The organism is Actinosynnema sp. NPDC004786 (genome assembly GCF_053601135.1).
Window position 1 is genome coordinate 61,099 of sequence record NZ_JBSGBG010000023.1, and the last position, 24,419, is coordinate 85,517.

A 24,419-nucleotide genomic window follows, 5' to 3' on the forward strand; every position below is an offset into this window, starting at 1 on the left:
CGCCGGGGACAGTGTCCGCAGTGGCGTGCCGGGGCGCGCGGGCGGTACACAGTGTCCATGGCGTTGACGGTCGGGGCGCTGGCCCGGGAGGTCGGGTTGGCGGTGCTCGTGGACGCCGGGCTGGACCGGGTGGTGACGTGGGTGCACAGCACCGAGCTGGCCGACCCGACGCCGTTCCTGGAGGGCGGCGAGCTGCTGCTGACCACCGGCATCGCGCTCGGGCCCCACGAGGAGTACGTGCGGCGGCTGGTGGCGGCGCGGGTGGTGGGCCTCGGGTTCGGCGTCGGCCTGAGCCACGACCGGGTGCCGGACGACCTGGTCCGCGCGGCCCGCGACGCCGGGCTCGCGGTGCTGGAGGTGCCCCGGGAGACGCCGTTCATCGCGATCACCAAGGCGGTGTCGCGGGCCGTGGCGGCGGACGAGTACGCGGCGCTGGCGCGCACCGGCGCGGCGCAGCGGGCGTTGACCCGGGCGGCGGTCGGCGACGGGCCGCCGGGCGTGGTGCGGCGGCTGGCCCGGCTCCTCGACGGCGCGGCGGCGCTGCTGGACCCGCACGGCGCGCCGGTGCACACGGTGGGCCCGCTGCCGGACCTGGCCGGGCACGTGCGGCGGCTCGCGGCGTCGGGCGGGCCGGCGGGGGCGGCGTGGCAGGAGGGCGGGCGGCACGTCGCGATGCAGGTGCTGGGCCGGCGCGGCTACCTGGCCGTCGCGGCGGGCCGGCCGCTGGACGCGGGCGTGGTCAACACCGCCGCGTCGCTGCTCACCGTGGCGCTGGCGCGGTCGGACGAGGTCGACGCGGTGCGGCGGGAGCTGCGCGCGGCGCGGTTCCGGCTGGCGCTCGCGGGCGAGCCGGTGGAGGGCGTGCCGGACGGGCCGTTCCGGGTGTTCCTGCTGCGCGACCGCGAGCCCGCCGAGCCGACCGGGTTCTGGGCGGAGGTGGACGGGCGGGTGGTCGTGCTGGCCCCGTCGGTGGACGTGCCCGCCGCGGCGTCCTCCCCGGTGGACGCGACGAGCGTGGCCCGCGGTTACCGGGAGGCGTCGCGGGCGTGGGAGGCGGGCGTGGCCACGTTCGAGGAGGTCGCCGGCGCGGGGCTGCTCGCGCCCGACGCGGCCGAGTTCGCCGCCGCCCTCCTCGCGCCGCTGGACGACGTGCTGCGGGAGACGTTGCGGGTGTGGCTGGCGTGCCACGGCCAGGCCGAGCCCGCCGCGGCCCGGCTGGGCGTGCACCGGCACACCGTGCGCCACCGCGTCCAGCGGGCGGAGCGGCTGCTGGGCCGTTCGCTGGACCCCGCAGGCACGCGCGCCGAACTCTGGTTCGCGCTGCACGCCTGACCGTACGCTGGACCGACACCGCCACCGAACACTCCTTGACTTCGAGGGGGATCCTTTGGCGCGCTACCGATTGCTGGCCCACGCGGCGGCGGTCGTCACCGTCACCGCGGCCTTGCTCACCGGCGTCTTCATCAGCCCCGCGGGGGCGTGCACCTGCATGCCCGCCAACGAGGCGCTGCGCTACCAGCAGGCGACCTACGTGTTCTCCGGGGTGGTGGTGCACGAGAAGGTCGAGGAGTCCGTGTACCGCTACACGGTCGACGTCGACACCGAGTACAAGGGCGACGTGCCGCACCGCGTGTACGTGCTGACGCAGCGGAACAACTCCTGCGGCATCCGGCTCACCGTCAACGCCGCGTACGTCGTGTTCGCCAAGGGCGACGTGGCCGACCGGCGGGTGGAGACCGACTACTGCAGCGGCACCCGCTCGGCCGCGGCCGGGCCGCCGACGACCACCTCGCCGTGGTCGGGCACCTCCACCCCGCCCACCACGCCCTGCGCGACGCCCGCGCCGTGACGACCAGTCCGCCCGCCGCCGACCGCCGCACCACGCGGTCGGCGGCCCCCACGAAGGGAAACCGATGAGGGGCTTGAGGTTCCTGGCGCACGCGGCCGGTGTCGTCACCGTCACCGCGGCCCTGCTCACCGCCGTGTTCACCGGTCCCGCGAACGCTTGCAGCTGCCTGCCCAGCACCGAGGGCCAGCGCTTCCAGCAGGCGACCTACGTCTTCGACGGGCTCGTGCTGAGCGAGACCCTGGAGCCCGGCGACCCGGCCGTGACCTACGACGACAAGTACCGGTACGCCGTCTCGGTCGGCCGGATCTACAAGGCCACCCTGCCCGCGCAGGTCGACGTCATCACGTCGACCAGCGGCGCGATGTGCGGCATCAGGCTCCAGCCCGGTGTGGCGTACGTCGTGTTCGCGCACGGCGACGCGTCCGACGGACGGGTGGAGTCGCACTGGTGCAGCGGCACCCGGCCCGCCTCGGCCGGCCCGCCGGTGACCACGGTGCCCACGACGACGACCACCCCGCCCACGACGACCTGCGCGACCGCCGCGCCCTGACGCGCCGGCCGCACGTGCCGGACGACCGGACGCCGGAGACTCCCCCGTAAGGGTGATCTTCGGCGTTCCGTCGTTCGGCCTAGTCCCGTTGGGGCAATCGGCTCGTAGGCTTCCTCCAGGGGGTTCGCACGGCATCTTCGGGAAGCCGAAGAAGTTGCCGGTTTATGGCGGGAGTGTTTCGGGTACGCAGCCGCGACCCGGCAATCCGGGTGGAGGGCCGTGCCGCGCGGCCGGTAACTTCCGGCGTCCGGGCCGACGTCGTCGACACAGCGGAGGTTCGACCGGATGTGGGACGGTGAGCTGACGGGCGAGCTGGTCGACGAGAGGTACGCGCTCGGCGACCTGTACGGCACGGGCGGCATGGCCGAGGTGTACCGGGCGGTGGACACCAGGCTGGACCGCAAGGTCGCGATCAAGTTCTTCCAGGGCGGGGACTCCGGCGAGGACCGGATCCGGCTCGACCGCGAGGCCCGGGTGCTGGGCGGCCTGCGCTGCCCCGGCCTGGTCGAGGTGTACGGCACCGGCACGTTCCGCGGCCGCCCGTACTTCGTGATGCAGGCGGTCGAGGGCGGCACGCTGCGCCGCCGGATGCGGGGCGCGATGTCGCCCGAGGTGGTCGCCTCGGTCGGGGCGCAGATCGCCGAGGTGCTGGCGCACGTGCACGCCAACGACGTGGTGCACCGGGACGTGAAGCCCTCGAACATCCTGCTCGACACCGCCGGGCGGCGGGCCTACCTCGCCGACTTCGGGCTGGCGCTGCAGGGCCAGGTCACCCGGGTGACGCGGTCGGGCGTCCTGGTCGGCACGGCCGGTTACCTCGCGCCCGAGCAGGTGCGCGGCGGTGACGTGCAGCCGTCCGTCGACGTCTACGCGCTGGGCCTGGTGCTGCTGGAGTGCCTGACCGGGCGGCCCGAGTACCCCGGAGGCGACACGGAGGCGGCGTTGGCGCGCCTGCACCGCGCGCCGCGGGTGCCCGCCACCCTGCCCGCGCCGTGGGTCGAGGTGCTGACCGCGATGACCGCGACCGACCCGGCCGCGCGGCCGTCGGCGGCGGAGTCGGCGGAGCTGCTGGCGCAGGCGCGGCGGGCCAGCGCCGGCCTGCCGCCGTTGGCGGAGGCGGCGGAGGCGGGGGCGGCGTCCGGGGCGGCGGACCGCGACGCCGTGGCCGCCGGGTCGGAGGAGCCGGGCAACCGGGCGATGCTGGTCGGCGCGGGCGCCGCCGCGGTGGTGTTGACGCTGATCGGGTTCCTGGTGTTCGGCGACCGGACCGCGACGGAGCCCGGCGAGCGGGCGGGCCGGTCGGCGACGAGCACGGCGGCCGCGCCGGACGGCCCGGCCGATCCGGCCGACCCCGTGGCCGAGCAGGCGTCGCGCACGGGCGTGGTGCTGCCCGGCCAGCCGCCGGCGTCGACGGTGACCGTGGTCGAGGGCGCGCCGGCGCAGCAGCCGCAGCAGCCGCAGGCCGGCCCGACCGGCGGCACGTCCCACGGCACGACCGAGGCCCGTCCGGTGGAAGGCTTCCCGACCACGGTGGTGACGGAGCCGCCACCCGGCACGCCGGTGCGCCAGCCGCCGACGACGCCCGTGGTGGTGATCCCGGATCCCGGTCCGCCGACGGACATCGGCCCGCCCACGGGAAAACGCGGCCCCCCGACGCGCCAGGGCTGAGCTTTCGCCACGGTGAAGGGCCGGCCGGGGCCGAGCGCCCCGTCGTGGTTGAGGGCGGATGAGGGCTGTGCGACTTGTCGTGGTCGCGGGCCGGGGCCGGGTGTCCTGTCGTGTCCGAGGGGCGGCCGAGTGGGGTGGCCGGCCGGGGTCGGTTGACGTGAGCGGTCCGGCCGGGAGCGGGCCCGGCCGGACGGTGGCCTCAGCGCAGCGCGGGCAGCAGCTCGCCCTTCGCGAAGTCCAGGAACTCCTGCTGGTGGTCGCCGCCGATCTGCACCAGCGCCAGGTCGGTGAACCCGGCCTCGCGGAACTTCGCCACCGCCTCCACGACCGGGCCGACGTCCGGGCCGCACGGGATCTGGGCGGCCACGTCCTCCGGGCGCACGAACTGCGTCGCGCCGGCGAAACCGGCCGTGCCGGGCAGCTCCGAGTTGACCTTCCACCCGCCCGCGAACCACCGGAACTGCTCGTGCGCCCGTTCGACCGCCGCGTCCCGGTCGGGGTCCCAGCAGATCGGCAGCTGGCCGATCTTGCGCGACGTCCCGCCCTGGAAGACGTCCCACTCCTGGCTCAGCGACGCGTCCGGCTCGGTCGCCACCATCGCGTCGGCCAGGGGCGCGAACGTGCGCACCGACTGCGCGCCGGACACCGCGACCGCGATCGGCACCCGCTGCTCGGGCAGGTCCCACAGCTTCGCCGAGTCCACCCGGAAGTGCTGGCCGGAGTAGTTGACGTACCCGCCGTCGAACAACTGCGAGATGATCTCCACGGCCTCGCGGAGCAGCTCGTGCCGCACGTTCACCGGCGGCCACCCGCGGCCGACCACGTGCTCGTTCAGGTTCTCGCCCGCGCCGATGCCCAACGTGAACCGGTTCCCGGACAGCAGTTGCACGGTCGCGGCCTTCTGCGCCACCACCGCCGGGTGGTACCGCACGGTCGGGCACGTCACGTAGGTCATCAGCTCGACGCGCTCGGTCGCCTGCGTGACCGCGCCGAGCACGCTCCACGCGTACGGCGCGTGCCCCTGCTCGTCCAGCCAGGGCGAGTAGTGGTCGCTCATGACCTCGAAGTCGAACCCGGCCTGCTCGGCCAGGCCGGCGTGCCGCACCAGCTCGCGCGGGCCGGCCTGCTCGGTCATCAGGGTGTAGCCGATCCGCACGCTTCCTCCTAGGCCATGGGCAGGTCGGTCAGGTCCGCCCGCAACTGGTCGAGCTCCTCGTAGACTGCCGACGCGCCGGCGTCCCGCAACTCGGCTTCGCCGAAACCACCCGTGCGAAGGCACACCACGGGCAGCCCGGCCCGCCGCGCGGCCTCGCAGTCCCAGACCGAGTCGCCGATCACCGCCGCCCGGCCGCTGCCGTCCACGTGTCGCAGCGCCGCCTCGACCAGGTCCGGCGCGGGTTTGCTCTCCTCCACGTCGTCCGACGAGGTGGACGGCACGCCGGAGGCGTCGATCAGCTTGAGGTAGTGGTCGACGTGGTGGCGCTTGCCCGAACTGGCCAGCACCACGGCGAAGTCCGCCTCCAGGGCCGCCGCGACCAGGCGGTGCGCGCCCTCCAGCGGCCGGATCTCGGACAGCATCGGCTCGAACGCCGCCTCCCACGCCTTGCGCAGGTCGTCACCGCGTTCGCGCTCCACGTGCTCGCCGGCGACGGCGGCCACGAGCTTGTCGCCACCCATCCCGATGGCCCGGTGCAGCCGCCAGGTCGGCACGGTGATGTCGAAGCGGCGGAACGCGCGGAACCAGGCGACGGCGTGGTGGTAGTTGGTGTCCACCAGCGTCCCGTCGACGTCCAGGACGAGAGTGTTGGTCATGCGGCCTGGTTAGCCGCGCCGGCCGGACCGCAAACCGGCGGACCCGCCCGAACCGGCGGCTCGGGCGGGTCGGGGACGTGCGTGGTCGGCCGGCTCGCTCCGGTCGGGCACGGCTCGGCGGCGCGATCGTCGCGGCGGGGCAGGTGGGGTCGGCCCGGCTCGGCTCGGCCTGGCCTGGCTCGGCGCGGCCTGGCCTGGCTTGGCTTGGCCTGGCTTGGCTCGGCGCGGCCTGGCTTGGCCCGGCTTGGCCCGGCCCGGCCCGGCTTGGCTTGGCTTGGCGAGGTCGGCTTGGCTCGGCGCGCCCGGCGCGGTCGGCTTGGCCCGCGCCGGCCCGGCCGGCTTGGCTCGACGCGGCGCGGTCGGACGTGCGCGGTGCCGTGCGGGCGGTCAGTTGCGGACCGAGTCCAGGAAGTCCTCGACCAGGCCGGCCCACTCGGCCGGGGCCTCGACCGCGGGGGAGTGGCCGCAGTCCAGCTCCGCCCACCGCGCGCCCGGGATCAGGTCGGCCAGCTCGCGGGTCGTGCCGGGCGTGATGAGCCGGTCGTGCTTGGCCCCGATCACCAGCGTCGGCACGGTCACCGACGACAGCTCCTCCCGCAGGTCGATCCGCCGCACCAGGTCGACCTGCTCCGGGGAGCCGGGCGGGACGGTGAGCGAGATCAGCTCCAGGAACCCGTCGGTCTGCTCGGCGGTCAACCGGCGCAGGAACGGCTCGCCCAACGCGGTCGTCAGCAGGTAGCGGGCCAGTTCGGCGCGGTCGCCGTCCAGCAGCAGCCGCCAGCGCCGCATCCGCTCGTCGGTCTCGTCGTCGATCCGCGCGAACCCGGCGGTCAGCACCAGGGCCGTCACCCGCTCCGGGTGCCGTTGCGCCGCGCGCACCGCGACCGCGCACCCCATCGAGTAGCCGACGACCGCGAACCGCTCCTCGCCGTCGGCGGCGGCCACCAGCCGGTCGGCCAGGTCGTCCAGGTCCAGGGCCGTGCCCGCGCGCGGGGTGGTCCCGGAGCCCGGGAAGTCCACCGCGTGCACCTTGCGCTTGCGCGACAGCCGCGGGATGAGCGGGCTGAAGTTCGCGCGGACCGTGCCACCGGCCCCGTGGGCGAGCAGAAGTGCGGGAGTCACGAAGCCGATTCTGCCGGTAGCCGCCGCCGCGCCGGTGGAGATCCCGAACACGGCTCACGTCGCTTCGGTGCGCCTCGTCAGCCGACGTACACGCGGATGGCCGTGCCGTCCTCGCCGGTGTGCACGCGGACGAGGTCGCACAGCAGGTTCACCAGCATCACGCCGTACCCGCCGCCCGGGCTCACGCCGGGGTTCCGCCTGCCGACCATGGGGCTCGGGATCCGGCCCGCGTCGCGCACCTCGCACACCACCGAGCCGGCCTCGCGCCACAGCAGCAGCGTGCCCGCGCCGCCCGCGTGCACCACGCTGTTGGTGGTCAGCTCGTTGACCGCGAGCACCAGGTCCTCCACCTGGTCGGCGGTCAGGCCGACGTCGGCGGCGAACCGGGCGACCAGTCGCCGCACGGCGGCCAGCGCGTCGAGGTCGAACCGGCGGGTCAGGGCGTCCGGCGGCGGCGCGGGCAGCGGGCGGTTGAACTCCTCGGCGACCAGGAACGGCTCGCGGTAGTCGACGCTGGGCCTGCGCCGCGTGCCCTCGACCACCACCGGGTGCGTGGTCTCGGCGTCGCGCAGCGCGGCGGGCGTGAGGTTCGCCGTGTCGTAGGGGCACAGGATCCAGGCGGGCCGGTCCTCGAACGCGGTGTTGACCAGCGCCTCGTGCTGCACGCACGCCGGGTACTCGAGTTCGGTGCGCTCCGGCCAGATCGGCTCGCCGACGATCCGCACCCGGCCGTTGGCGGCGGCGTTGTTGTCGGTGAACGCGGTCAGCACGCCGGGGATGATGCGGCCCGGGTTGCGCCCGGCGCGCCGGATGTCCAGGAACTCGACGTGCTCGGCCTGCCCGCCCAACGCCCGCCGCAGCAGGTCGATGCCGCGCTGCGGCACCGCGACCAACACCGGTTCACCGGCGGCGAGGCCGTCCCGCACGAACGGCAGCGTTCCCGCGAGGTACTGCTCGTCGTCGCGGTAGAGCAGTGCCTCGTGCACGAAATCGACCACCTTGATGAACCTCCGGACGGGTGTGCTGGAGGAGGTCTACCCGTTCAGTATCGCTCGCGAACGGCGTCACGGCGTCGGCCGGCGCAGGCACACGCGGCCGGCCGGGTCCAGCCCCCGCGCGGCCTCGGCCGCCACGACGGCCGCGAGCCCCGGCGACGGCTCCGCCACCTCGTCGAACCCGAGCCGCCGGTAGTACGGGGCGTTCCACGGCACGTCGCGGAACGTGGTGAGGGTCAGCGCGGTCAGCCCCCGTGCCGCGGCCCAGCGCCCGACGTGGTCGAGCAGCGCCGCCCCGATGCCGCGCCGGGCGTGGCCGGGGTGCACGCTGATCTGCTCCACGTGCGCCGCGCCGTCCAGCTCCCGCACCGCCGCCCAGGCGACCGGGTGCGGGTCGGCGGCGACCCAGACGTGCAGGCGGCGCAGCGCGTCCAGCGGCATCGGGTCGTCGTCGGCGATCTCCGGCATGCCGATGTCGCGGAACGGCTCGCCGGACGCGCGCTCGATCGGGGGCAGCAGCGGCAGGTCGTCGGGGCGGGCGGTGCGGATCTCCACCCGGGCATGATCAGCCGGCGGCGAGGTCGCGTTCAACCTCGTTCGCCAGGGCTTCGAGCATCCGCGCGGGCAGCTGGTCGTCCGCGCAGTCGTCCACCCGCAGCTCGGCGACGCTGCCGGCCGCGCCCGCCAACGAGACCCGCAGCTCGCCGCGGCACCCGTGCCCGGCCAGCGGGGTCCAGGTCAGCAGCAGCAGGTCGTAGTCGGCGGCGAGGGCGACCTGGAGCGGTTCGTCGTGCTTGCGCAGGATCAGCACGTCGTCCGAGCGGCCCACGACCTCGTACGGGTCGGGCAGCCAGGACGCCAGCCGGGCCGGGTCGGCCGCGGCGGCGAACACGAGGTCGGGCAGGGCGGGGACGTCTCGTCTCGCGTGGATGGTCACGTCGGTGGTTACCCCGTTCGAGCAGGCGCACACGGGGTAACCAGCCGCCATGACGGCAGCAGAGCAGCCCGCGGGCGACCAGGCCGAGCCGGTCGACCCGGACGAGATCGCCGAAGAGGCCCCGATCGACCCCACGCCGCAGGAGGTCGACGAGTACCGCACGCTGATCGGGGACGAGGTGCCCGAACCGGACGACGACAGCCCCGCGCTCTGACCCGGGACCCGCGGCCGGAGGGCCGATCCGATCCGCGGCGGCAGGGGCGGGCGGGGGTTCGGGTCGGTCGGGTCCGTGGTGCGGTCGGCGGGGCGGGAGGTCCGGCGCGGGAGCGGGGCCGCGAGGTTCGGCCGGCGGCTGCGAGGTTCGGCCGGCGGCTGCGAGGTCTGGTCGGCCCGCCGGGGAGGTCTGGTCGGCCCGCCGGGGTCGCGTGGTGTGGTCGGCGGGCGGCCGTCGTGCGCCGGGGCTCGGCTACTTGCCGGAGCCCGGTTCGGTCATCCCGCGCATCGCCCGCGCCTTGACGGGGTCGGGCACGACCCGGCCCGCGACCGCCTGCGCCTTGTTCCGCAGCCCGGTCACCACGTGGTCGTCCCCGGCCATCAGCGCCCGGAACCCCGCCCGCGCCACGTCGGCCGGGTCGTCCTTCGGGCCCGTCGCCACCTTCGTGTCGGTCATCCCCGCCCGGCGGAAGAAGTCGGTGTCGGTCGGGCCCGGCATCAGCGCCGTCACGGTCACCCCGCTGTCGCGCAGCTCCTCCCGCAACGCCTGCGAGAACGACGCCAGGAACGCCTTCGACGCCGCGTACACCGAGTGGAACGGGCCGGGTGCGGTCGCCGCCACCGACGACGTGAACAGCACGCGCCCCGCGCCGCGTTCCACCATCGCGGGCAGCAGGCGCTTCGCCAGGTGCACGGCCGAGGAGATGTTGAGGTCCACCACCCGCAGGTGTGACCGCAGGTCGCTGTCGTCCACGAAGTCGCCGCCGATCCCGATGCCCGCGTTGACCGCCAGCGCGTCCACGGGCCGCCCGGTCGCCTCGACCACCGCGACCAGGTCCTCGTTGCCGTCGAAGGTGGCCAGGTCGGCCCGCACCGGGTCGACCCGCGCGCCACCGGCGGCCAGCTCGCGCGCGACGTCGTGCACCGCGTCGTTCTCCGCGGCCACGACCAGGTCGAACCCGTGCTCGACGAACACCTTCGCGAGTTCGAGCCCGATCCCGCCGGACGCGCCGGTCACCACCGCCAGCGGCCTTTCCGAAGCAGTCATGCCCGTGAACTACCCGGAGCCGGCTCACCCAATCCGGTTTCACCCGATCCCCGGCCGGGCATCCCTGCCGGTACCTCAGGTTCGCGGATGGTGGTGACGTATGTCCGGAAGACCGGGTCCGGTCGGTGTGCTCGACGTCGGCTGCTTCAGCGCCCACCTCGTCGTCGTGGCCGACTCGCCGCTGCACCCGGTGCTCTCGCACAAGACGCGCCTGCGGCTCGACAAAGCCCTCGACCGGGACAACCGGCTGGGCCCGGAAGGCGTCGAACAAGTCGTGCACGCCGTCCGCACCGCACGCCGGGTCGCCGACCGCGCCGGCGTGCCCACGATCGTCCCGTTCGCCACGTCCGTGATCCGCGACGCGGTCAACGCCGACCAGGTCATCGCCGAGGTCGCCCGCCGCGCGGGCACGCGGCTGCGCGTGCTGCCCGGCCAGGAGGAGGCGCGGCTCGCCTACCGGGCCGCGCGGCACTGGTACGGCTGGCGGGCCGGTCCGCTGCTGGTGCTCGACGTCGGCGGCGGCACGGTCGAGTTGGCGGCGGGCGCGGACCTGGAGCCGTCGTTCGCGCGGTCGTTCCCGTTCGGCGCGCGCACCATGACCCGACGGCTCGCGCTGGACCGGTCCGGGGCGACCACCGTCGTGCACGACCGGGTGAAGACCGCGCTGAAGGGCGTGGCGGTGCGTGATCACCGGGCGGTCGGCTGCTCGAAGGTGTTCCAGCAGTTGGCGCGGTTGACCGGGGCGCGGCCCCAGCACGACGGGCCGTTCGCGCCGCGTCGGCTGCGCCTGGACGACCTGCGGGGCTGGATCCCCAAGCTGGCCAGGATGCCCGCGCCCCGCCGCGCCCGGCTGCCCGGCATCTCCCCGCACCGCGCGGAGCAGTCGCTGGCCGGCGCGCTGGTCGCGGAGGCGCTGATGGCCGCGACCGGGCACGACGAGGTGGACATCTGCCCGTGGTCCACGCGCGAGGGGTTGCTGCTGGGCCTGCTCGGGGCGGGCGACGACGACGAGTCATACCGGGTGGCGTGAAGGGGTCGGGGATGCTGGCGCTGTCGGTCGAGGCCCACCGGACGGGGTGCGCGGTGGTCGTGGCGACCGGGGAGTTGGACCTGGCGGGTGCGCGCCGGGTGTTGGACCGGATGGACCGCCTGGTGAGCGAGGGGCGCGACCGGATCGTGCTCGACATGTCCGGGGTGGCGTTCTGCGGCGCGCAGGCGATGAGCGCGCTGGTGCGGACCAGGGCGAGGGCGCAGCGGTCGGGCGGGTGGCTGCGGCTGGCCGCCGTGCCGCCGCACGTGCGGCGGGTGTTCGAGCGCACGGACCTGGACCGGCTGTTCCCCCGCTACCCGGACGTGGCGTCGGCGGCGACCGGGCGTGCGGTGCCCGGCGGTGTCGCGGGTGTCACGGGCGTCGTCGGCGAAGCGCGCGGTGCGGCGGCCGGCGGTGGCGCGCGGACGGCGGGCGTCGGCGGGCGGCGGGTGGTCTCGCGCGGCGGTGGTCGGGCGGTGTCGGGTGGCGACGGGCGGGCGGCCGGTGGCGACGGGCGGCCCGGCTCGCGGGACACCGCATCGGCTCCCGGTGGTGCGCGGTCGGGTTCGCGGGACGTCGAGGCCGATGCCGGAGGGGCGCGGTCCGTGGCGGAGGACACCTCGCCCGAGGGTGACGGCCGGGGTCGTTTCGAGCGGTGATCGCGGGGTAGCCGAGCGGGACCACCGTCACGGGCGAGGTGATCCGCATGAGTGCCACCACGCGTCTGCCGCACCCGGTCCGCGCGGCGGCCATGGGGGTCGCCGTGGTGTTCCTCGTGGTCGGCGTGCTCGGGTTCGTGCCGGGCATCACCGCCGACCTCGACCGCATCGCCTTCGCCGGTACCGGCTCGGGCGCGCACCTGCTCGGCGTGTTCCACGTGTCCGTCCTGCACAACCTGGTGCACCTGCTCTTCGGCGCGGTGGGCCTGGCGATGGCGCGCACGGCCTCGGGCGGCCGGGCGTTCCTGCTCGGCGGCGGCGCGGTGTACCTCGTGCTGTGGCTGTACGGGCTGGTGGTGGACAAGTCCGGCCCGGCGAACTTCGTGCCGGTCAACGACGCCGACGACTGGCTGCACCTGGGCCTCGGCCTCGGCATGGTCGCGCTGGCCCTGGCGCTCAAGGGGAACCCGAATGCCCGCAGTGCCTGATCTCGTCGAGCCCGCCTTCCGCGCGCTGGCGGGCGTGCGCGACGCCAAGGCGTTCCACCCGCGCGGCCGGTGGTTCGAGGGCGTGCTGACCACGACGTTCGACCCCGCCCTGCCGCTGCCGGTCGGCGCGACGGAGGTGTGCGGGCGGCTGTCCAAGGGCGTGGGCACGCCGGGCGGCCTGCCCGACGTGCTCGGGTTGGCGTTCCGGCTGCCGGGGCCCTGGGACGTGCTGCTGTCGACGTGCTTCGCCCGCGTGCTGCCCCGCCCCGCGCGCACGTGGACCAGCGCCCGGTACGGCAGCGTCACGCCGTTCCGCTGGCGGGGCCGGCTGGTGTGGCTCTCGGCCGTCCCCGACGCCCACGCCACCCCGTCGGCGGCGCTCGCCGACCTGCCGGGCGAACTCGGGTTCACGCTGGAGGTCGGCGGACCGTGGCGGCCGGTCGGCCGGCTCGTGGTCCGGCCGCTGGACGTCGACCGCGACCTGCCCGCGCTCGACCCGGTGCGGCACCGACCGGCCGGCCTGGAGCTGGCGCCGGCGGTGCTGGCCCGCGTCCGGGAGAGGGCCTATCGGGGTAGCCGACGCGGCCGTTCGCCCGATCCGGTGACTGCCCCGGAAGCATGAACGCGCCCCGGCTCGGGTAGTCGAGGACCATGACGAGGCCGTCGAGGCACCGCGCGTTACCCCGTGCGCTCCGGGTAGTTCGGCGTTCCCCGTCACCGGAGGGTGGTTCCACGTGACCGCCTGTCTTCACGAACACCCCTGCTCGGCGGTCTAGTGGAACGGAGAACGACCGATGCGACACGAGCGCTCGACCCGGCGACGGGTCGTCACGGCCTGTCTCGCGGCGGCTTCGCTGTTGTCGGTGAGCGCCGGCCACGGCTCCGCCGTCGGGCGGCAACCCGAGGGCGAGGTGCTCGGCGCGGGCGGGCCGGGCACGGTGGAGGGCAGCTACATCGTCGCCCTGAAGGAGACCGCGGTGACCGTGGAGCAGACGGCCGCCACGGCGCAGGCGCTGGTCGACCGGTACGGCGGCGAGGTCAGGCTGACCTACACCGCCGCGCTGCGCGGCTTCTGGGCCGCCATGGACGCGCAGCAGGCGCGCCGGCTCGCCGCCGACCCGACGGTCGAGTACGTCGAGCAGGACGGGCTCGCGCACGCCACCGAGACCCAGGCGAACCCGACCTGGGGCCTGGACCGGATCGACCAGAAGAACCTGCCGCTGGACCAGAAGTACACCTACCAGGCCACCGGCGCGGGCGTCACCGCGTACGTGGTCGACACGGGCATCCAGAAGGAGCACCCCGACTTCGGCGGTCGCGCCGCGGACGGCCACGACTTCATCGACAACGACGAGGTGGCGCAGGACTGCCACGGCCACGGCACGCACGTGGCGGGCACGATCGGGTCCACCACCTACGGCGTGGCCAAGGGCGTGAAGCTGGTCGGCGTGCGGGTGCTCAACTGCCAGGGCTCGGGCCAGTGGTCGCAGATCGTCGGCGGCCTGGACTGGGTCGCCCAGCACGCGGCCAAGCCCGCCGTGGCCAACATGAGCCTCGGCGGCTCGGCCAACACGTCGGTCGACAACGCGGTGAAGAAGACCGTCCAGGCCGGGATCACGATCGCCGTGGCGTCGGGCAACGACGGCCGCGACGCGTGCACCACCTCGCCGGCCCGCACGCCGGAGGCGATCACGGTCAACGCGACCGACAACACCGACAACCGGGCGTCGTTCTCCAACTTCGGCCGGTGCACCGACCTGTTCGCGCCCGGCGCGAACATCACGTCCACCTGGAACAACGGCGGCACCCGCACGATCAGCGGCACGTCGATGGCGTCGCCGCACGTGGCGGGGGCGGCCGCGCTGTACCTGAGCGCGGCGACCACCGCCGCGCCCGCCGACGTGGCCAAGGCCCTGACCGACAACGCCACGCCGGAGGTGGTCAAGAAGGCGGGCGCGGAGTCGCCCAACAAGCTGCTGTTCACCGGGTTCATCGGCGGGGAGAAGCCGGCCTGCGCGGGTGGTTCGAGCACGGAGGACGTGGCGATCCCGGACGCGGGCGACGCGGTCACCTCCGACATCGTGGTGTCCGACTGCGACGGTCGCGGCACGGCGACGACGTCGGTGAAGGTGGACATCATCCATCCGTACACGGCCGACCTGGCGATTGATCTGGTCGGTCCGAGCGGCGCCGTGTTCGCGTTGCGGGCGGCCGGTGGCGAGAACTCGGCGGACGGCATCCACGAGACGTACAAGGTGGACACATCCGCGGAGAACAAGAACGGCACGTGGAAGCTGCGCGTGAAGGACTCGTTCGCCTACGACACCGGGACCCTCGACGCCTGGTCCATCACCTTCTGACCCCCTCCGATCCCCGTCGACCCGCGGCGCGCGTGCCCCACGCGCGCCGCGGGCGTGACGATCCCGCGCCCGTGGAGGAAACCCATGGCACACCGACCGGTGGCCGCCGCGGTCGTCGCCGCGCTGGCCGCCCTCGGCCTGACCGCGCCCGCGCAGGCCCAGGCCGACTTCGTGCCCGCGTCGCGGCCCGTGGCGGGCAGCTTCCTGGTGTCGCTGCGGGACGGCGCGGGACTCGCGCAGACCGCGTCGCAAGCGCTGACCGACCGGTACGGCGGTCGCGTCCGGACCGTGTTCACCGCCGCCATGCACGGGTTCCTGGCCGCGGACCTGACCGACGAGCAGGCCCGCCGGCTCGCCGCCGACCCGGCCGTCCGACGCGTCTACCAGGACGGCACGGCCCGGGTCGCGGACACCCAGCCCGACGCGACCTACGGCATCGACCGGGTGGACCAGCGCACGTTGCCGCTGGACGGCAAGTACACCTACCGCACCACCGCGGCCGGCGTCACCGCGTACGTGCTGGACACCGGCATCCGCAAGTCGCACACCGAGTTCGGCGGCCGGGCGGGCGACGGCTACGACTTCGTGGACGACGACCCGGTCGCGCAGGACTGCCACGGGCACGGCACGCACGTGTCCGGCACGATCGGCGGCCGGACGTGGGGCGTGGCCAAGGAGGTCAAGCTGGTGGCGGTGCGCATCCTGGGCTGCGGCGGCAGCGCACCGGACTCCGCCGGCGTCCAGGGGATCGAGTGGATCGCCCGCCACGCGGCGAAACCGGCCGTCGTCAACGGCAGCTTCACCTTCGACACCCCGGGCATCGGCGACGAGGCCATCTCCCGCCTCACCGGCGCAGGCATCACGTTCGTGGTGGCGGCGGGCAACAACTCGGCCGACGCGTGCGGCGCGGGCCCCGCGCGCAACCCCGAGGTGATCGCGGTCGGCGCGACGGACAAGGGCGACAAGCGGGCGTCGTTCTCCAACTACGGCTCGTGCGTGGACCTGTTCGCGCCCGGCAGCGGCATCACGTCCGCGTCGCACACCGGTGACACGGGGCGCGCGACGATGAGCGGGACCTCCATGGCGTCGCCGCACGTGGCGGGCGGGGCGGCGCTGTTCCTGGCGGGCGACCCCACCGCCGGCCCGGCGCGGGTCGCCGAGGCCCTGACCGGCGCGGCGACCCCGGACGTGGTCCGCAACGCGGGCAACGGCTCGCCGAACCGGCTGCTGCACACGGCGTCGTTCGGCGGGGAGAAGCCCGCTTGCGCGGGTGGTTCGAGCACGGAGGACGTGGCGATCCCGGACGCGGGCGAGGCCGTGACGTCGGAGATCGTGGTGTCCGAGTGCGACGGTCGCGGCACGGCGGCGACGTCGGTGAAGGTGGACATCATCCATCCGTACACGGCGGATTTGGCGATTGATCTGGTCGGTCCGAGTGGTGCGGTGTTCGCGTTGCGGGCGGCCGGTGGTGAGAACTCGGCGGACGGCGTCCACGAGACGTACAAGGTGGACACGTCGGCGGAGAACAGGAACGGCACGTGGAAGCTGCGGGTGAAGGACTCGTTCGCCTACGACGCCGGGACCCTCGACGCCTGGTCCATCACCTTCTGACCTCGGCGGACAGCGGTCAGGCCAGCGGGCGTCGGCCGGCGAAGCCGAGGTCCGCCCGGTGGTACCAGTCCAGGCCCCGGTCGCCTTCCAACCAGCACAGCAGCACCGGCACGCCGTCCAGCTCGGCCGGGAAGTCGACCAGCAGGGGAGCGAAGCCCTTCAGCTCGGCCCCGGTCGCCTGCACGGCGGTCATCAGGTCGTCCAGCCGGGCCTGGGCCGCCTTCAGCTCGGGCAGCCCGCCGAGGTCGGTCGGCTCGCCGCCGTTGAGGGAGGCGGCCAGCTCGGCCGCGTCGGCCCGCAGCGCGACGATCTCGGTGAGCACCGGCAGCAACCGGGCCAGCTCCTCGCGTGCCTCCGGCACGGTGAACACTGCCACCCCCACTCCGCGGCGCTCCACTCGTCGCCGCACAGGCTACCCGCGCGGCGGTCGGGTCGCGGCAGCGCTGCGCCGAGCAGCCGTTCGACGGGGGCACTTCGTCGTGCCGAGGGGACGGGGTCGGGGCCGCCCGGCGATCGGGCGGCCCCGACGGGGTCAGCGCAGCGGCGGCGAGGCGAGCTTCGCCAGCTCCAGCGCCTGCTCCGGCCACCAGCGGCCGGCGGCGGGCCCGCCCTGGCACTCGCCGTCCGACTCGCCCGGGCGCTTGATCCACAGGAACGCGTCCACGAGCGGGATGCCGGTGTTCGCGGTGGGCCGCTCGCCCAGGCCGCGGCCCGGCGGGTTGCACCAGTCGGTCTCGCCCTCGCCGGGCGTGTAGTGGCCGCGGCCGTTGCGGCTGGTGTCGAGCACGAAGTGCGTCATCTTCGACTTGCGCACCGGCATCGCGTCCAGCTCCTCGTCGGACGGGCACGTGGTGACGCCCTCCTGCGTGCGCAGGTAGAGGCACTTCGACACGCGCGTGCCGTACCGCACGAGGTCTTCGGTGAACCGGTAGTTGGACGTGTTGAGCGCGAACCCGTCCGCCCTGGTCACACCGCCCTTCAGCAGCCGGTTGACGATGCCGAGCTGCTGCCGCGGCTCGCCGTAGCCCGCGTCGTAGTCGTCGAGCGGCTGCCACGCGGAGTGGCCGGCGTCGAGGTAGACGCGGGTGTGCTTGCCGCGCTTGAGCACGTCCACCGCGTGGTTGATCTCGCGGAACCGCTGCGGCACCAGCTCCTCGTCCGGCCCGATCGTGCACCACGGCTCGCTGGTCAGCAGCGCCAGGCCGTCCGGCTCGACCACCACGACCGCCTTCTCGTCACCGATGCCGGCGGCGAAGGCCTCGATCCACTCCTTGTACTCCTGCTCGCTGCGCGCGCCGCCCGCGGACCACTGCGAGCAGTCCCGGTAGGGCACGAAGTACGCCACCAGCACGGGCACCTGGTCCTTCGCCCGCGCGGCCCGCACCACGTCGCGCACGGCGCGGCGCACCTGCTCGGCGCCCGCGGTCGTGAACCAGATCGCGGTCGGCTGCGCGGCCAGGGCCTGCATCAGCGCGGCGTCGGCGTCCCGGCCCTCGGCCCGCCACTGCGCGGCCTGCCGGGCGGCGTTGCCGTCCGGTTCGACGTAGAACGACGTGCCCTTGGGCAGGTGCGGCGGTCCCGATGCGCCCATCCGCGTCCCGACCTCCGCTCCGGCGCTGCTCGCGCCGATCAACGCGCTCACCAAGGCGATGCCGAGGACCAGTCCCGCGCGTCGCCGTCTCGCTCCGTTGTCCACTCGTCCGCTCCTCACGGGGCGCTTCCGGGAGCGCTCCCATAGGGACGACAGCATGGTTCGTCATGAGCTGGATCACAACCCCCGGACGCCCACGGGTCGGGATGGCGTGCCCCGCGGAGCGCGACGACCGAGTGGTCGGGCTGCCGGCGGGTCGTGTGGCACCACCTCGCACGACCGGCCGAGCGCCGCCCGCCCCCGGACCCGTCCGGGCCGGGTCACCGCTCCCGGACGACCACGCGGACGGACTTCAGCTCCGGGTCGCCGGGGTCGGGCAGCTGCATCCCGGCCGCCAGGCCGCTGCGCAGGTAGTCCAGCACCTCCTCGGTGATGACCTCGCCGGGCAGCACGGCGGGCGCGCCGGGCGGGTACGGGGTGATCATCTCGGCCGAGACGCGACCGACCGCCTGGCCCACGTCGACCTGCTCGACCTGCGCGAAGAACGCGTCACGCGGCAGCATCGCCGTCTCCAGCTGCAGCTCGTCCGGCGACGGCAGGTCGACCGGCTTCGGCGTGGGCAGCCCGTCGGCGGCGCGGACCAGCGCCTCCAGCGCGTCGAGCAGCGCCGTGGCGGTGCGCTCGTCGTCGGCGTAGGTGAACTGGGCGACGACGCGCCGGTGGTCGGACAGCCCGACCGTGACGCGCCGGTGCTCGCGCAGCCAGTCCGCCGCCTGGTAGCCGCTGATGCCCAGGCCGGACACGTCCACCACGATCTTGAGCGGGTCGAGGGACTGCGCCAGGCCCGGCCCGGTGAACTCGGCGTCGCCCATGACCGCCAGTCCGGGCAGCCCGTCGATCGCGGCGCGGGTGGTCCGGGCCAGCGCCAGCACGGCGGTGAGCAGGTCCTTGCCGTGTTCGACCATCTGCCGGCGCCAGCCGTCCAGCGTGGCGTAGACCAGGGAGGTCGGGCTGGTGGTGCCCAGCAGGTCCTCGCGGGCCTTGAGCACCGCCGGGTCCACCAGGTCGCCCTGGAGGTGGAACACCGAACTCTGCTCGACCGCCGAACCGGACTTGTGCACGCTCGTCACGACCACGTCCGCGTCGGCGTCCATGCCCCACGGCGGCAGGTCCGGGTGGAACGGCAGGTGCGCGCCCCACGCCTCGTCCACTTTACCGACCACAGCAGGGCAGAGATCGGCCTGACCTGCGCTTTCGCGACGATTGCATGTGTGTGTCGTGACCGACGACCACAGGCCCGAGCGAGTCGAACATCACCCGTTTGGAGGTCAGTCAGCGGCGAGGCTTGCCGATCGACAGCCGGTCGGCGAGTTCGGCCTCCAACTCGGCGACCCGCTTGTCTAGGAAGCGGTTGTTGTCGCGGGCGCCTTGCAGCCGCTCGGCCAGGCGTTGGCTGTCCTGGGTGATCTTGCGTATTTCCCGTTTGAGCGTGCTGTTCTCCGTGAGCAGCCGCTGGACACTGTCCACGGGCAGGTCGTGTTCCAGGTCGCGGATCTTCCCAAGAAGTTGGCCGATGTTGTTGCGCTGCAAGGAAATCTCTGTGTGAGCGTCCTTGAGCGCGGCCTCGGCGTTGAGCGCGCGTTGCCGCCAAGTCGCTTCGATGTGAGCTGCCTGCCCGGCTTCGTCGCGCGATCGCTGATCACTGGCCGCGGCCGTGCCCGCCGCGATGAGCGCGCGAGCCTCGACGTTCTGATAGAGAAACGTGCGAGAGACCTCAGCTCGACGAGCCACAGCGGCGATGGTCACACGGGCGCGCTCGCGCCGTATGTGCCGTAGCGCATCACGTACTCGTTCCAGCATCATCTCGGTGTTGGAGCGGCGGGCTTGGATGGCGGCCGTTGTCCGGCGTGAGGAGGCCATGCTGGTGCTCATTCGGCCTTCTCCGCAGCAGGCTCTGACTGGCCACTGCCGGCAGCCAGCCCGGCCAAGTCGTTGGCGTGGAACCCGGTGCTCCAGATGCGGTGGAAGTAGTCTTGGGGTCGACGCAGGTCCATGGTCAGGGCTTCCTCTAGCAACCCGAGGCCGGCGAGCGCCTTCTCTAGCCCTTCGATCGCGCGAGCGGTGGGTTCGAACACTTGATGTAGGTAGTCGGCTGTGGCGTCGTCAGGCGCACGTTCGGCGATGGACCGCCACTGCTCCTGTTTGCGCCGCCAGTAAAGCAGGTCCGCTCCCGACAGCACGAACTTGTCGCAGTTCTCGCAGTCAAGCTTCCAGGGGCACGCAGCACCGTCCACTACGGACTGGAAGGTGCAAAACCCACCTTGGGTCGGGGTACTGCGGCGCGACACGTCTACAGCCAGGGCCATCGCTTCTTCACGAGTGAGGGGTGTGCGATCACCGGATAGCAGTTCGCCAGGAGCAGGGGCGCCTGGTCCCGCAACCCACACGGTTTGCAGTACGTCTTCCAAGTCGGAATGCGTGACTTTCACGTAATGTTCGGCCATACGGTCGCTAACCTGACCAAGGTAGCGGCGAATGTGGGTCAAGCTCGCGCCTGCCCGTAGCAGGTTAGTGGCGAGTGTATGCCGCGCCTGGTGAGCAACAGCGTGTCCGAGATCGAGTTCGGTTACCCAACTCTTGAAGCTCTCACTGAAGTAGGCATACGAGATGGATTCGTCCTCGTTCGGGTTAAGAGTATTGGTGGGAAATAGGGCTATAGTCGCCCTTTCGGCGCCTGTGGGCATCCGCGCATGACGCTGTTCGAACCGAATCAGGGTCTTGCGGCGGCGTTCATCGAGTCGCATGTAAAGAGGCTCGGGGATGCGAATGGCATCGTCGTAGTTGCCAACCTTGGTCTGGTCATGCCATAGCATCGGCGGCCCGCGATAGCGACCTATGCAGTCGAGTCGCAGCTTCAGCACTTCGCTACTTCTGCGTCCGGTGTGGACAATCGTTTCCCATACGTCGCGCAAACCTCGATCGCGGGAATCGTATTGATCACTGAACTTCTGCAAGTTGGCTTCATCGGTCAAAATCCTGGCAGCCTCGTCAGTGAATGGAGCGCGCGATCGCCTAACTGCGGGTTCCCCATGGGGCAGGCTAGCGATGAAGCTCCTGCCGAGGCCGATGCGCTCAGTTCCGCCGGTCATGAGCGCATCATGAAAGAGCTTGCGACTATTGTTCAATACGAGTTGCCGAGTCAGATCGGTAACGATGGACGGCTTGCCATCCTTGCGAAATATACCTAGTGATGGCATATCGTGTCGCGCTCGATGCCTCTGGTCGGCGACAAATCGTTGTGCGTGCTCCTTGCCTAGCAGACTTGGCTCATGGCCACCCTTGGGCGCGTCAACCTCAAGAAATGCACTCAGCTCGACGACGGCACGACGCATGTTGTCAAATGGGCCTCGCGACCGGGGGCACTTGACGGACTCCAGCGCGGCGGCCATGTAATCCCAAAGCATGTCCCGCAACCATCGCTGGGTCACGCCGGTCAGATCATAGGTGCTCTCGACATAAGGAAACCGCCGGCCAAAATGATCAGTCTCGATAAAACCCGCCTCCTTCGTGTCCTGCCGGCTGTAGTAGATGCAAACCAGCCCATCGTTGATCTCCTTCCAAATTACGCGCGGCTTCCTCCCGACGAGTTTCGTACCTTGAGTTTCATCGCTGTAGTCGACATCGAGATCAAAGAGGGATGCGGCACGACGGTGACGAAGGTAATTGATCAGCTTTTGAAGGGCGTAGAGGTCCCAGGGCGACCGCCTCTTGACCTGAGTATGCGCGTAGAGGCCCCACTGGATTTCAGTCCTAACCAGTGGCTGAAGCCCTGTCAGGTTGACCACGCCAGGCCGACTGATCGGGTTCGCGCTCCTGCACCATCGGCAAAATTCGTGCTCGTCATCGTAATGGACGGAAGAAGGCGGGTCTTCGCGGTGTGGCGACTTCGGCACCACACCGCCTCCCGGTCGCCCCTGCTCGTTGTAATACGCTCGGTGCTGGTAACACAAACCCAGCGGTGACGCTGCCAACTCGACGCAAACGGTGACCTTGCAGGCGCCATAACCGGGAAATGGGATCTGCTCAATCAGCCAGTCATCGAACCTGTCCACCCCTTTGACGGCTTGCGCCTTCCATCGAAGGAAATGCCGGCGACAGAGTTGTGTAGATACGTCTCGGGCGGGACGATCGGGGCAGATACGACAACTTCTCATGCCCTCAAATGAACGGGGCAATGACTGGGCGGTGCGCAGGAAATCCGCGCGGCTCCTGTTTGCCTTCTTTGCGCTCCGCCACTGCTCCTCGTGAGCGGTGCAGATGTCCTGCGGATTTCGACGCACCCTTTCGCAGTCTTTCACAATGCATTGCCAAGCGTAAACCGGATGCAGTGGCGGAAAGTTGATTACATCCGCCCGGTACAGCACGTCAATTTTCGGACCGTTAATCAGTGCGGTAAGTAGCTCCAGGCGGTCGCGCTTGATTCTACTACTGTCATTGGAGAGAATTTTCAGCGGGATCAAGCCTGGCCCTCCCACACCTTAGTCAACGCCGCCGCGAACGCCCTATCGTGGACATCCACGTGGCCATAGATTTCATCGACCGTAGTGGCCGAGGCCCAGCCGCCAGCCTCTCTGGCAATCACGGCGTTGCCACCCGATGCGTCCAGTACGTTGGTCGCGAATCCATGACGAAAGGAGTGGGGACGAAGCTTGCCTAGACCCAGGCGGACCCCTGCTCGATGTAGCATCCCTCGCGCCGCCGAGGTAGCCCAAGGCTGGCCGCGGCGGAGGCCATGAAGCTGAACCAAGAACATGCCGTGTTCGACACTCTGCGGGTACTCGGTCGTCATGTAGGCGAAGTAGGTATGGATCATTGCCGGACTGGCCCTGCGGATCGTGCCGCCAAACACCGTGCCATCCTCGATTGCCCAAGGGGCTTTTGTTTTTACGCGAGCACGGTTGGCGTTGGTTTCCCGATGACAGATGTGCACATGTGGCGACACGCACTCTCCACAAGCGGCATTCTCGCGGAGGTGGAGGTCGACCAGGTGTAGCCCGCACAATTCGCCGATGCGGAATCCGCCGTCAGCTAGCCATGTGGCAACTAGCCGGTCGCGGGCAGTCGGCAGACTCTTCACCAGCTCCTGACGCGCTCCCTCGGGTGGCATTTTCGGATGGCGTCGCCGAACTGCCTTGGTAGGCGTGAGCGGGTTGGCGGGCATCTTCCCGCGGGCATGTCCAAGAAACGACCGTCGACGATCGGCCTTCGTAGGTAGCCGCTCGCGCGTGAACTCATCCGCCAAACTCTGGCGGATACCTTGTGAGCCTTGATATAGGTAGAAACTCTTCAGGCACGCAGCCGTGGTCTCCAGACTGCGTTGCCCATAAGCGCGCTTGCCCTGTCGCCATGACTGTCCGTACGGGCCAGCGAACTCAGCTCCGAGGGCGCCCATGTAGCGCTGCAAGTCTCGCATGGTGGCCGTCTCAGAACTCAGGCCCTCGAACTCCAGCCACCGTAGGTGATCGACCAACAGGTACGCGTAGGTGCGGGCCGTACCACCCTCGTGGGTACGCAGGAACCCGTCCGGCATCCAGGAGACCTGGCCGTCCGCCAAGACGACTGTGTAGGTGCGCCGCCCGTCGCCGCGCACCACCTCCTGGACCCGGATGTCGCCTACGACGACCCGACCACCCATGTGCTTCTCCAGCTCGCTTGCGGACGTCCCAGACAACGCGATCAAGATCGGTTAGGGCGCACGCTATGCGATGAGGAGGTAGATCAACAAACGTCACAGACACGTGGTGGCTAGGTCGGTTAAGTCCACGATCAGCGGCTTGCCGAACTCGTGGCACACCGCGGCGACGGCCCGGATGTCGCCGCACGTGCCGTAGTCGGTCGGGGTGACCAGCAGCATCCCCTTGGCCTCCGGCTCGGCCTCGAACAGCTCGCGCACCTGGTCCGGGCCGGGCGGGTGCGCCAGGTGCCGCTCGGCGTCCCAGTGCGGCGAGACCCACACCGGCGCGACGCCGCTCAGGATCAGCCCCGAGACGACGGACTTGTGCGCGTGCCGGGGCACGATCAGCTTCTCGTGCGGCCCGGCGACCGACAGCATGGCGCTCTTGACCGACAGCGAGCTGCCGCAGGTGGAGAAGAACGCGTGCTCGGCGTGCACGGCGTCGGCCATCAGCTCCTGGGCGTGCTGGATCACGCCCTGGCTCATCCGGCGGTCGTCCAGGCCGTTGAGCGAGATGACGTCGGAGGCGAACACCGCCTCGCCGACCACGTCGAGCACCCGCGGGTCCACGCCCCGGCCCTGCCGGTGCCCGGGAGGGGTGAACGAGAGGTAACCGCGTTCGTGGAACGCCTGGAGCGCTTCGAGCACCGGGGCTTTGCTGTGGTCCATGACCGGGGAGTAACCCGAACGGCCCGCCCTTGAACCGGCCCGCCATGGGCTCGGCGGACGAATCGTTGAGCCGTTCGGGGGTA

The 24,419-nt window shown here is 72.0% G+C and carries 25 protein-coding genes; 11 read left to right on the forward strand and 14 right to left on the reverse strand.

Annotated features, from left to right (window positions below; translation table 11 throughout):
• The first annotated feature begins 57 nt into the window (after positions 1-57).
• The 4 genes from ACWEFJ_RS21645 (at position 58) to ACWEFJ_RS21660 (ending at position 4,067) form a co-directional block, all read left to right on the forward strand.
• Positions 58-1,332 carry a PucR family transcriptional regulator gene (locus ACWEFJ_RS21645; RefSeq protein ID WP_449714815.1) on the forward strand — a complete coding sequence of 425 codons (1,275 nt, stop codon included), beginning with the start codon at positions 58-60 and terminating at the stop codon, positions 1,330-1,332.
• Positions 1,333-1,387: 55 nt separating this feature from the next.
• Positions 1,388-1,849: a hypothetical protein gene (locus ACWEFJ_RS21650; RefSeq protein WP_378089788.1), complete on the forward strand. Its 462-nt coding sequence runs from the start codon at positions 1,388-1,390 to the stop codon at positions 1,847-1,849.
• A 64-nt stretch (positions 1,850-1,913) separates the two neighbouring features.
• Positions 1,914-2,399 (forward strand): hypothetical protein, encoded by a 486-nt coding sequence (locus ACWEFJ_RS21655; protein WP_449714816.1) that lies wholly within the window; start codon positions 1,914-1,916, stop codon positions 2,397-2,399.
• A 285-nt stretch (positions 2,400-2,684) separates the two neighbouring features.
• Positions 2,685-4,067 (forward strand): protein kinase domain-containing protein, encoded by a 1,383-nt coding sequence (locus ACWEFJ_RS21660; RefSeq protein WP_449714817.1) that lies wholly within the window; start codon positions 2,685-2,687, stop codon positions 4,065-4,067.
• A gap of 199 nt (positions 4,068-4,266) precedes the next feature.
• Here the strand turns inward: ACWEFJ_RS21660 and ACWEFJ_RS21665 are convergent, their stop codons facing one another.
• The 6 genes from ACWEFJ_RS21665 to ACWEFJ_RS21690 form a co-directional block, all read right to left on the reverse strand.
• Positions 4,267-5,223, reverse strand: a complete 957-nt coding sequence (locus ACWEFJ_RS21665; RefSeq protein WP_449714818.1) for an LLM class F420-dependent oxidoreductase — start codon at positions 5,221-5,223, stop codon at positions 4,267-4,269.
• An 8-nt stretch (positions 5,224-5,231) separates the two neighbouring features.
• Positions 5,232-5,879, reverse strand: a complete 648-nt coding sequence (locus ACWEFJ_RS21670; protein ID WP_378089780.1) for an HAD family hydrolase — start codon at positions 5,877-5,879, stop codon at positions 5,232-5,234.
• A gap of 387 nt (positions 5,880-6,266) precedes the next feature.
• On the reverse strand, positions 6,267-7,001 hold the full coding sequence (locus ACWEFJ_RS21675) for an alpha/beta fold hydrolase (protein WP_449714819.1): 735 nt from the start codon (positions 6,999-7,001) through the stop codon (positions 6,267-6,269).
• Positions 7,002-7,078: 77 nt separating this feature from the next.
• Positions 7,079-7,999: an anti-sigma factor RsbA family regulatory protein gene (locus ACWEFJ_RS21680; RefSeq protein ID WP_378089777.1), complete on the reverse strand. Its 921-nt coding sequence runs from the start codon at positions 7,997-7,999 to the stop codon at positions 7,079-7,081.
• Positions 8,000-8,065: 66 nt separating this feature from the next.
• Complete coding sequence (locus ACWEFJ_RS21685) at positions 8,066-8,551, reverse strand: GNAT family N-acetyltransferase (protein ID WP_449714820.1); 486 nt, start codon at positions 8,549-8,551, stop codon at positions 8,066-8,068.
• A gap of 10 nt (positions 8,552-8,561) precedes the next feature.
• Entirely contained in the window at positions 8,562-8,933 is a 372-nt protein-coding gene (locus ACWEFJ_RS21690) for a hypothetical protein (protein WP_378089773.1), read from the reverse strand.
• A gap of 49 nt (positions 8,934-8,982) precedes the next feature.
• Here ACWEFJ_RS21690 and ACWEFJ_RS21695 point away from each other — a divergent pair, with 49 nt between their 5' ends.
• Positions 8,983-9,147: a hypothetical protein gene (locus ACWEFJ_RS21695; RefSeq protein ID WP_378089771.1), complete on the forward strand. Its 165-nt coding sequence runs from the start codon at positions 8,983-8,985 to the stop codon at positions 9,145-9,147.
• A gap of 252 nt (positions 9,148-9,399) precedes the next feature.
• On the opposite strand, the gene ACWEFJ_RS21700 is transcribed toward ACWEFJ_RS21695, so the two are convergent.
• Positions 9,400-10,194, reverse strand: coding sequence for an SDR family NAD(P)-dependent oxidoreductase (locus ACWEFJ_RS21700; RefSeq protein WP_378089770.1), 795 nt, complete (start codon positions 10,192-10,194; stop codon positions 9,400-9,402).
• A gap of 100 nt (positions 10,195-10,294) precedes the next feature.
• Here ACWEFJ_RS21700 and ACWEFJ_RS21705 point away from each other — a divergent pair, with 100 nt between their 5' ends.
• The 6 genes from ACWEFJ_RS21705 (at position 10,295) to ACWEFJ_RS21730 (ending at position 16,342) form a co-directional block, all read left to right on the forward strand.
• A complete protein-coding gene (locus tag ACWEFJ_RS21705; RefSeq protein ID WP_449714821.1) occupies positions 10,295-11,224 on the forward strand; it encodes a Ppx/GppA phosphatase family protein in 930 nt (309 codons plus the stop codon).
• Positions 11,225-11,235: 11 nt separating this feature from the next.
• The gene (locus ACWEFJ_RS21710) at positions 11,236-11,883 is read left to right on the forward strand and encodes an STAS domain-containing protein (RefSeq protein ID WP_449714822.1); all 648 of its coding nucleotides are present in this window, start codon (positions 11,236-11,238) and stop codon (positions 11,881-11,883) included.
• Positions 11,884-11,930: 47 nt separating this feature from the next.
• Entirely contained in the window at positions 11,931-12,371 is a 441-nt protein-coding gene (locus ACWEFJ_RS21715; protein ID WP_378089764.1) for a DUF4383 domain-containing protein, read from the forward strand.
• Positions 12,355-12,993 carry a hypothetical protein gene (locus tag ACWEFJ_RS21720; protein ID WP_449714823.1) on the forward strand — a complete coding sequence of 213 codons (639 nt, stop codon included), beginning with the start codon at positions 12,355-12,357 and terminating at the stop codon, positions 12,991-12,993. Before ACWEFJ_RS21715 ends, ACWEFJ_RS21720 begins: the two co-directional genes overlap by 17 nt.
• Positions 12,994-13,165: 172 nt before the next feature.
• Complete coding sequence (locus ACWEFJ_RS21725) at positions 13,166-14,731, forward strand: S8 family serine peptidase (RefSeq protein WP_449714824.1); 1,566 nt, start codon at positions 13,166-13,168, stop codon at positions 14,729-14,731.
• A gap of 84 nt (positions 14,732-14,815) precedes the next feature.
• Entirely contained in the window at positions 14,816-16,342 is a 1,527-nt protein-coding gene (locus ACWEFJ_RS21730; protein WP_449714825.1) for a S8 family serine peptidase, read from the forward strand.
• Between the two features lie 16 nt (positions 16,343-16,358).
• Here ACWEFJ_RS21730 and ACWEFJ_RS21735 read toward each other — a convergent pair whose 3' ends face one another.
• The 7 genes from ACWEFJ_RS21735 to ACWEFJ_RS21765 all read right to left on the reverse strand — a co-directional run bounded on the left by ACWEFJ_RS21735 (position 16,359) and on the right by ACWEFJ_RS21765 (position 24,336).
• Positions 16,359-16,718, reverse strand: a complete 360-nt coding sequence (locus tag ACWEFJ_RS21735; protein ID WP_378089756.1) for a DUF2203 domain-containing protein — start codon at positions 16,716-16,718, stop codon at positions 16,359-16,361.
• A 156-nt stretch (positions 16,719-16,874) separates the two neighbouring features.
• Entirely contained in the window at positions 16,875-18,038 is a 1,164-nt protein-coding gene (locus tag ACWEFJ_RS21740; RefSeq protein WP_449714826.1) for a glycoside hydrolase family 6 protein, read from the reverse strand.
• 215 nt (positions 18,039-18,253) lie between these two features.
• Positions 18,254-19,144 (reverse strand): aminotransferase class I/II-fold pyridoxal phosphate-dependent enzyme, encoded by an 891-nt coding sequence (locus ACWEFJ_RS21745; protein ID WP_449714827.1) that lies wholly within the window; start codon positions 19,142-19,144, stop codon positions 18,254-18,256.
• 121 nt (positions 19,145-19,265) lie between these two features.
• On the reverse strand, positions 19,266-19,865 hold the full coding sequence (locus ACWEFJ_RS21750; protein ID WP_449714828.1) for a hypothetical protein: 600 nt from the start codon (positions 19,863-19,865) through the stop codon (positions 19,266-19,268).
• Positions 19,862-22,453: a tyrosine-type recombinase/integrase gene (locus ACWEFJ_RS21755; RefSeq protein ID WP_449714829.1), complete on the reverse strand. Its 2,592-nt coding sequence runs from the start codon at positions 22,451-22,453 to the stop codon at positions 19,862-19,864. Before ACWEFJ_RS21755 ends, ACWEFJ_RS21750 begins: the two co-directional genes overlap by 4 nt.
• Positions 22,450-23,673 (reverse strand): tyrosine-type recombinase/integrase, encoded by a 1,224-nt coding sequence (locus ACWEFJ_RS21760; protein ID WP_449714830.1) that lies wholly within the window; start codon positions 23,671-23,673, stop codon positions 22,450-22,452. The genes ACWEFJ_RS21755 and ACWEFJ_RS21760 overlap by 4 nt, the downstream gene beginning before the upstream one ends.
• 48 nt (positions 23,674-23,721) lie before the next feature.
• A complete protein-coding gene (locus ACWEFJ_RS21765) occupies positions 23,722-24,336 on the reverse strand; it encodes a hypothetical protein (protein WP_449714831.1) in 615 nt (204 codons plus the stop codon).
• Between the last annotated feature and the right edge of the window lie 83 nt (positions 24,337-24,419).

What these genes read in the sequence shown, in the direction of transcription:
- ACWEFJ_RS21645 (WP_449714815.1), top strand. Translation starts at nt 58, where the DNA reads ATGGCGTTGACGGTCGGGGCGCTGGCCCGGGAGGTCGGGTTGGCGGTG.
- ACWEFJ_RS21730 (WP_449714825.1), top strand. Translation starts at nt 14,816, where the DNA reads ATGGCACACCGACCGGTGGCCGCCGCGGTCGTCGCCGCGCTGGCCGCC.
- ACWEFJ_RS21700 (WP_378089770.1), bottom strand. Translation starts at nt 10,194, where the DNA reads ATGACTGCTTCGGAAAGGCCGCTGGCGGTGGTGACCGGCGCGTCCGGC.
- ACWEFJ_RS21660 (WP_449714817.1), top strand. Translation starts at nt 2,685, where the DNA reads ATGTGGGACGGTGAGCTGACGGGCGAGCTGGTCGACGAGAGGTACGCG.
- ACWEFJ_RS21655 (WP_449714816.1), top strand. Translation starts at nt 1,914, where the DNA reads ATGAGGGGCTTGAGGTTCCTGGCGCACGCGGCCGGTGTCGTCACCGTC.
- ACWEFJ_RS21765 (WP_449714831.1), bottom strand. Translation starts at nt 24,336, where the DNA reads ATGGACCACAGCAAAGCCCCGGTGCTCGAAGCGCTCCAGGCGTTCCAC.
- ACWEFJ_RS21695 (WP_378089771.1), top strand. Translation starts at nt 8,983, where the DNA reads ATGACGGCAGCAGAGCAGCCCGCGGGCGACCAGGCCGAGCCGGTCGAC.
- ACWEFJ_RS21670 (WP_378089780.1), bottom strand. Translation starts at nt 5,879, where the DNA reads ATGACCAACACTCTCGTCCTGGACGTCGACGGGACGCTGGTGGACACC.
- ACWEFJ_RS21725 (WP_449714824.1), top strand. Translation starts at nt 13,166, where the DNA reads ATGCGACACGAGCGCTCGACCCGGCGACGGGTCGTCACGGCCTGTCTC.
- ACWEFJ_RS21710 (WP_449714822.1), top strand. Translation starts at nt 11,236, where the DNA reads ATGCTGGCGCTGTCGGTCGAGGCCCACCGGACGGGGTGCGCGGTGGTC.
- ACWEFJ_RS21720 (WP_449714823.1), top strand. Translation starts at nt 12,355, where the DNA reads ATGCCCGCAGTGCCTGATCTCGTCGAGCCCGCCTTCCGCGCGCTGGCG.
- ACWEFJ_RS21750 (WP_449714828.1), bottom strand. Translation starts at nt 19,865, where the DNA reads ATGAGCACCAGCATGGCCTCCTCACGCCGGACAACGGCCGCCATCCAA.
- ACWEFJ_RS21705 (WP_449714821.1), top strand. Translation starts at nt 10,295, where the DNA reads ATGTCCGGAAGACCGGGTCCGGTCGGTGTGCTCGACGTCGGCTGCTTC.
- ACWEFJ_RS21715 (WP_378089764.1), top strand. Translation starts at nt 11,931, where the DNA reads ATGAGTGCCACCACGCGTCTGCCGCACCCGGTCCGCGCGGCGGCCATG.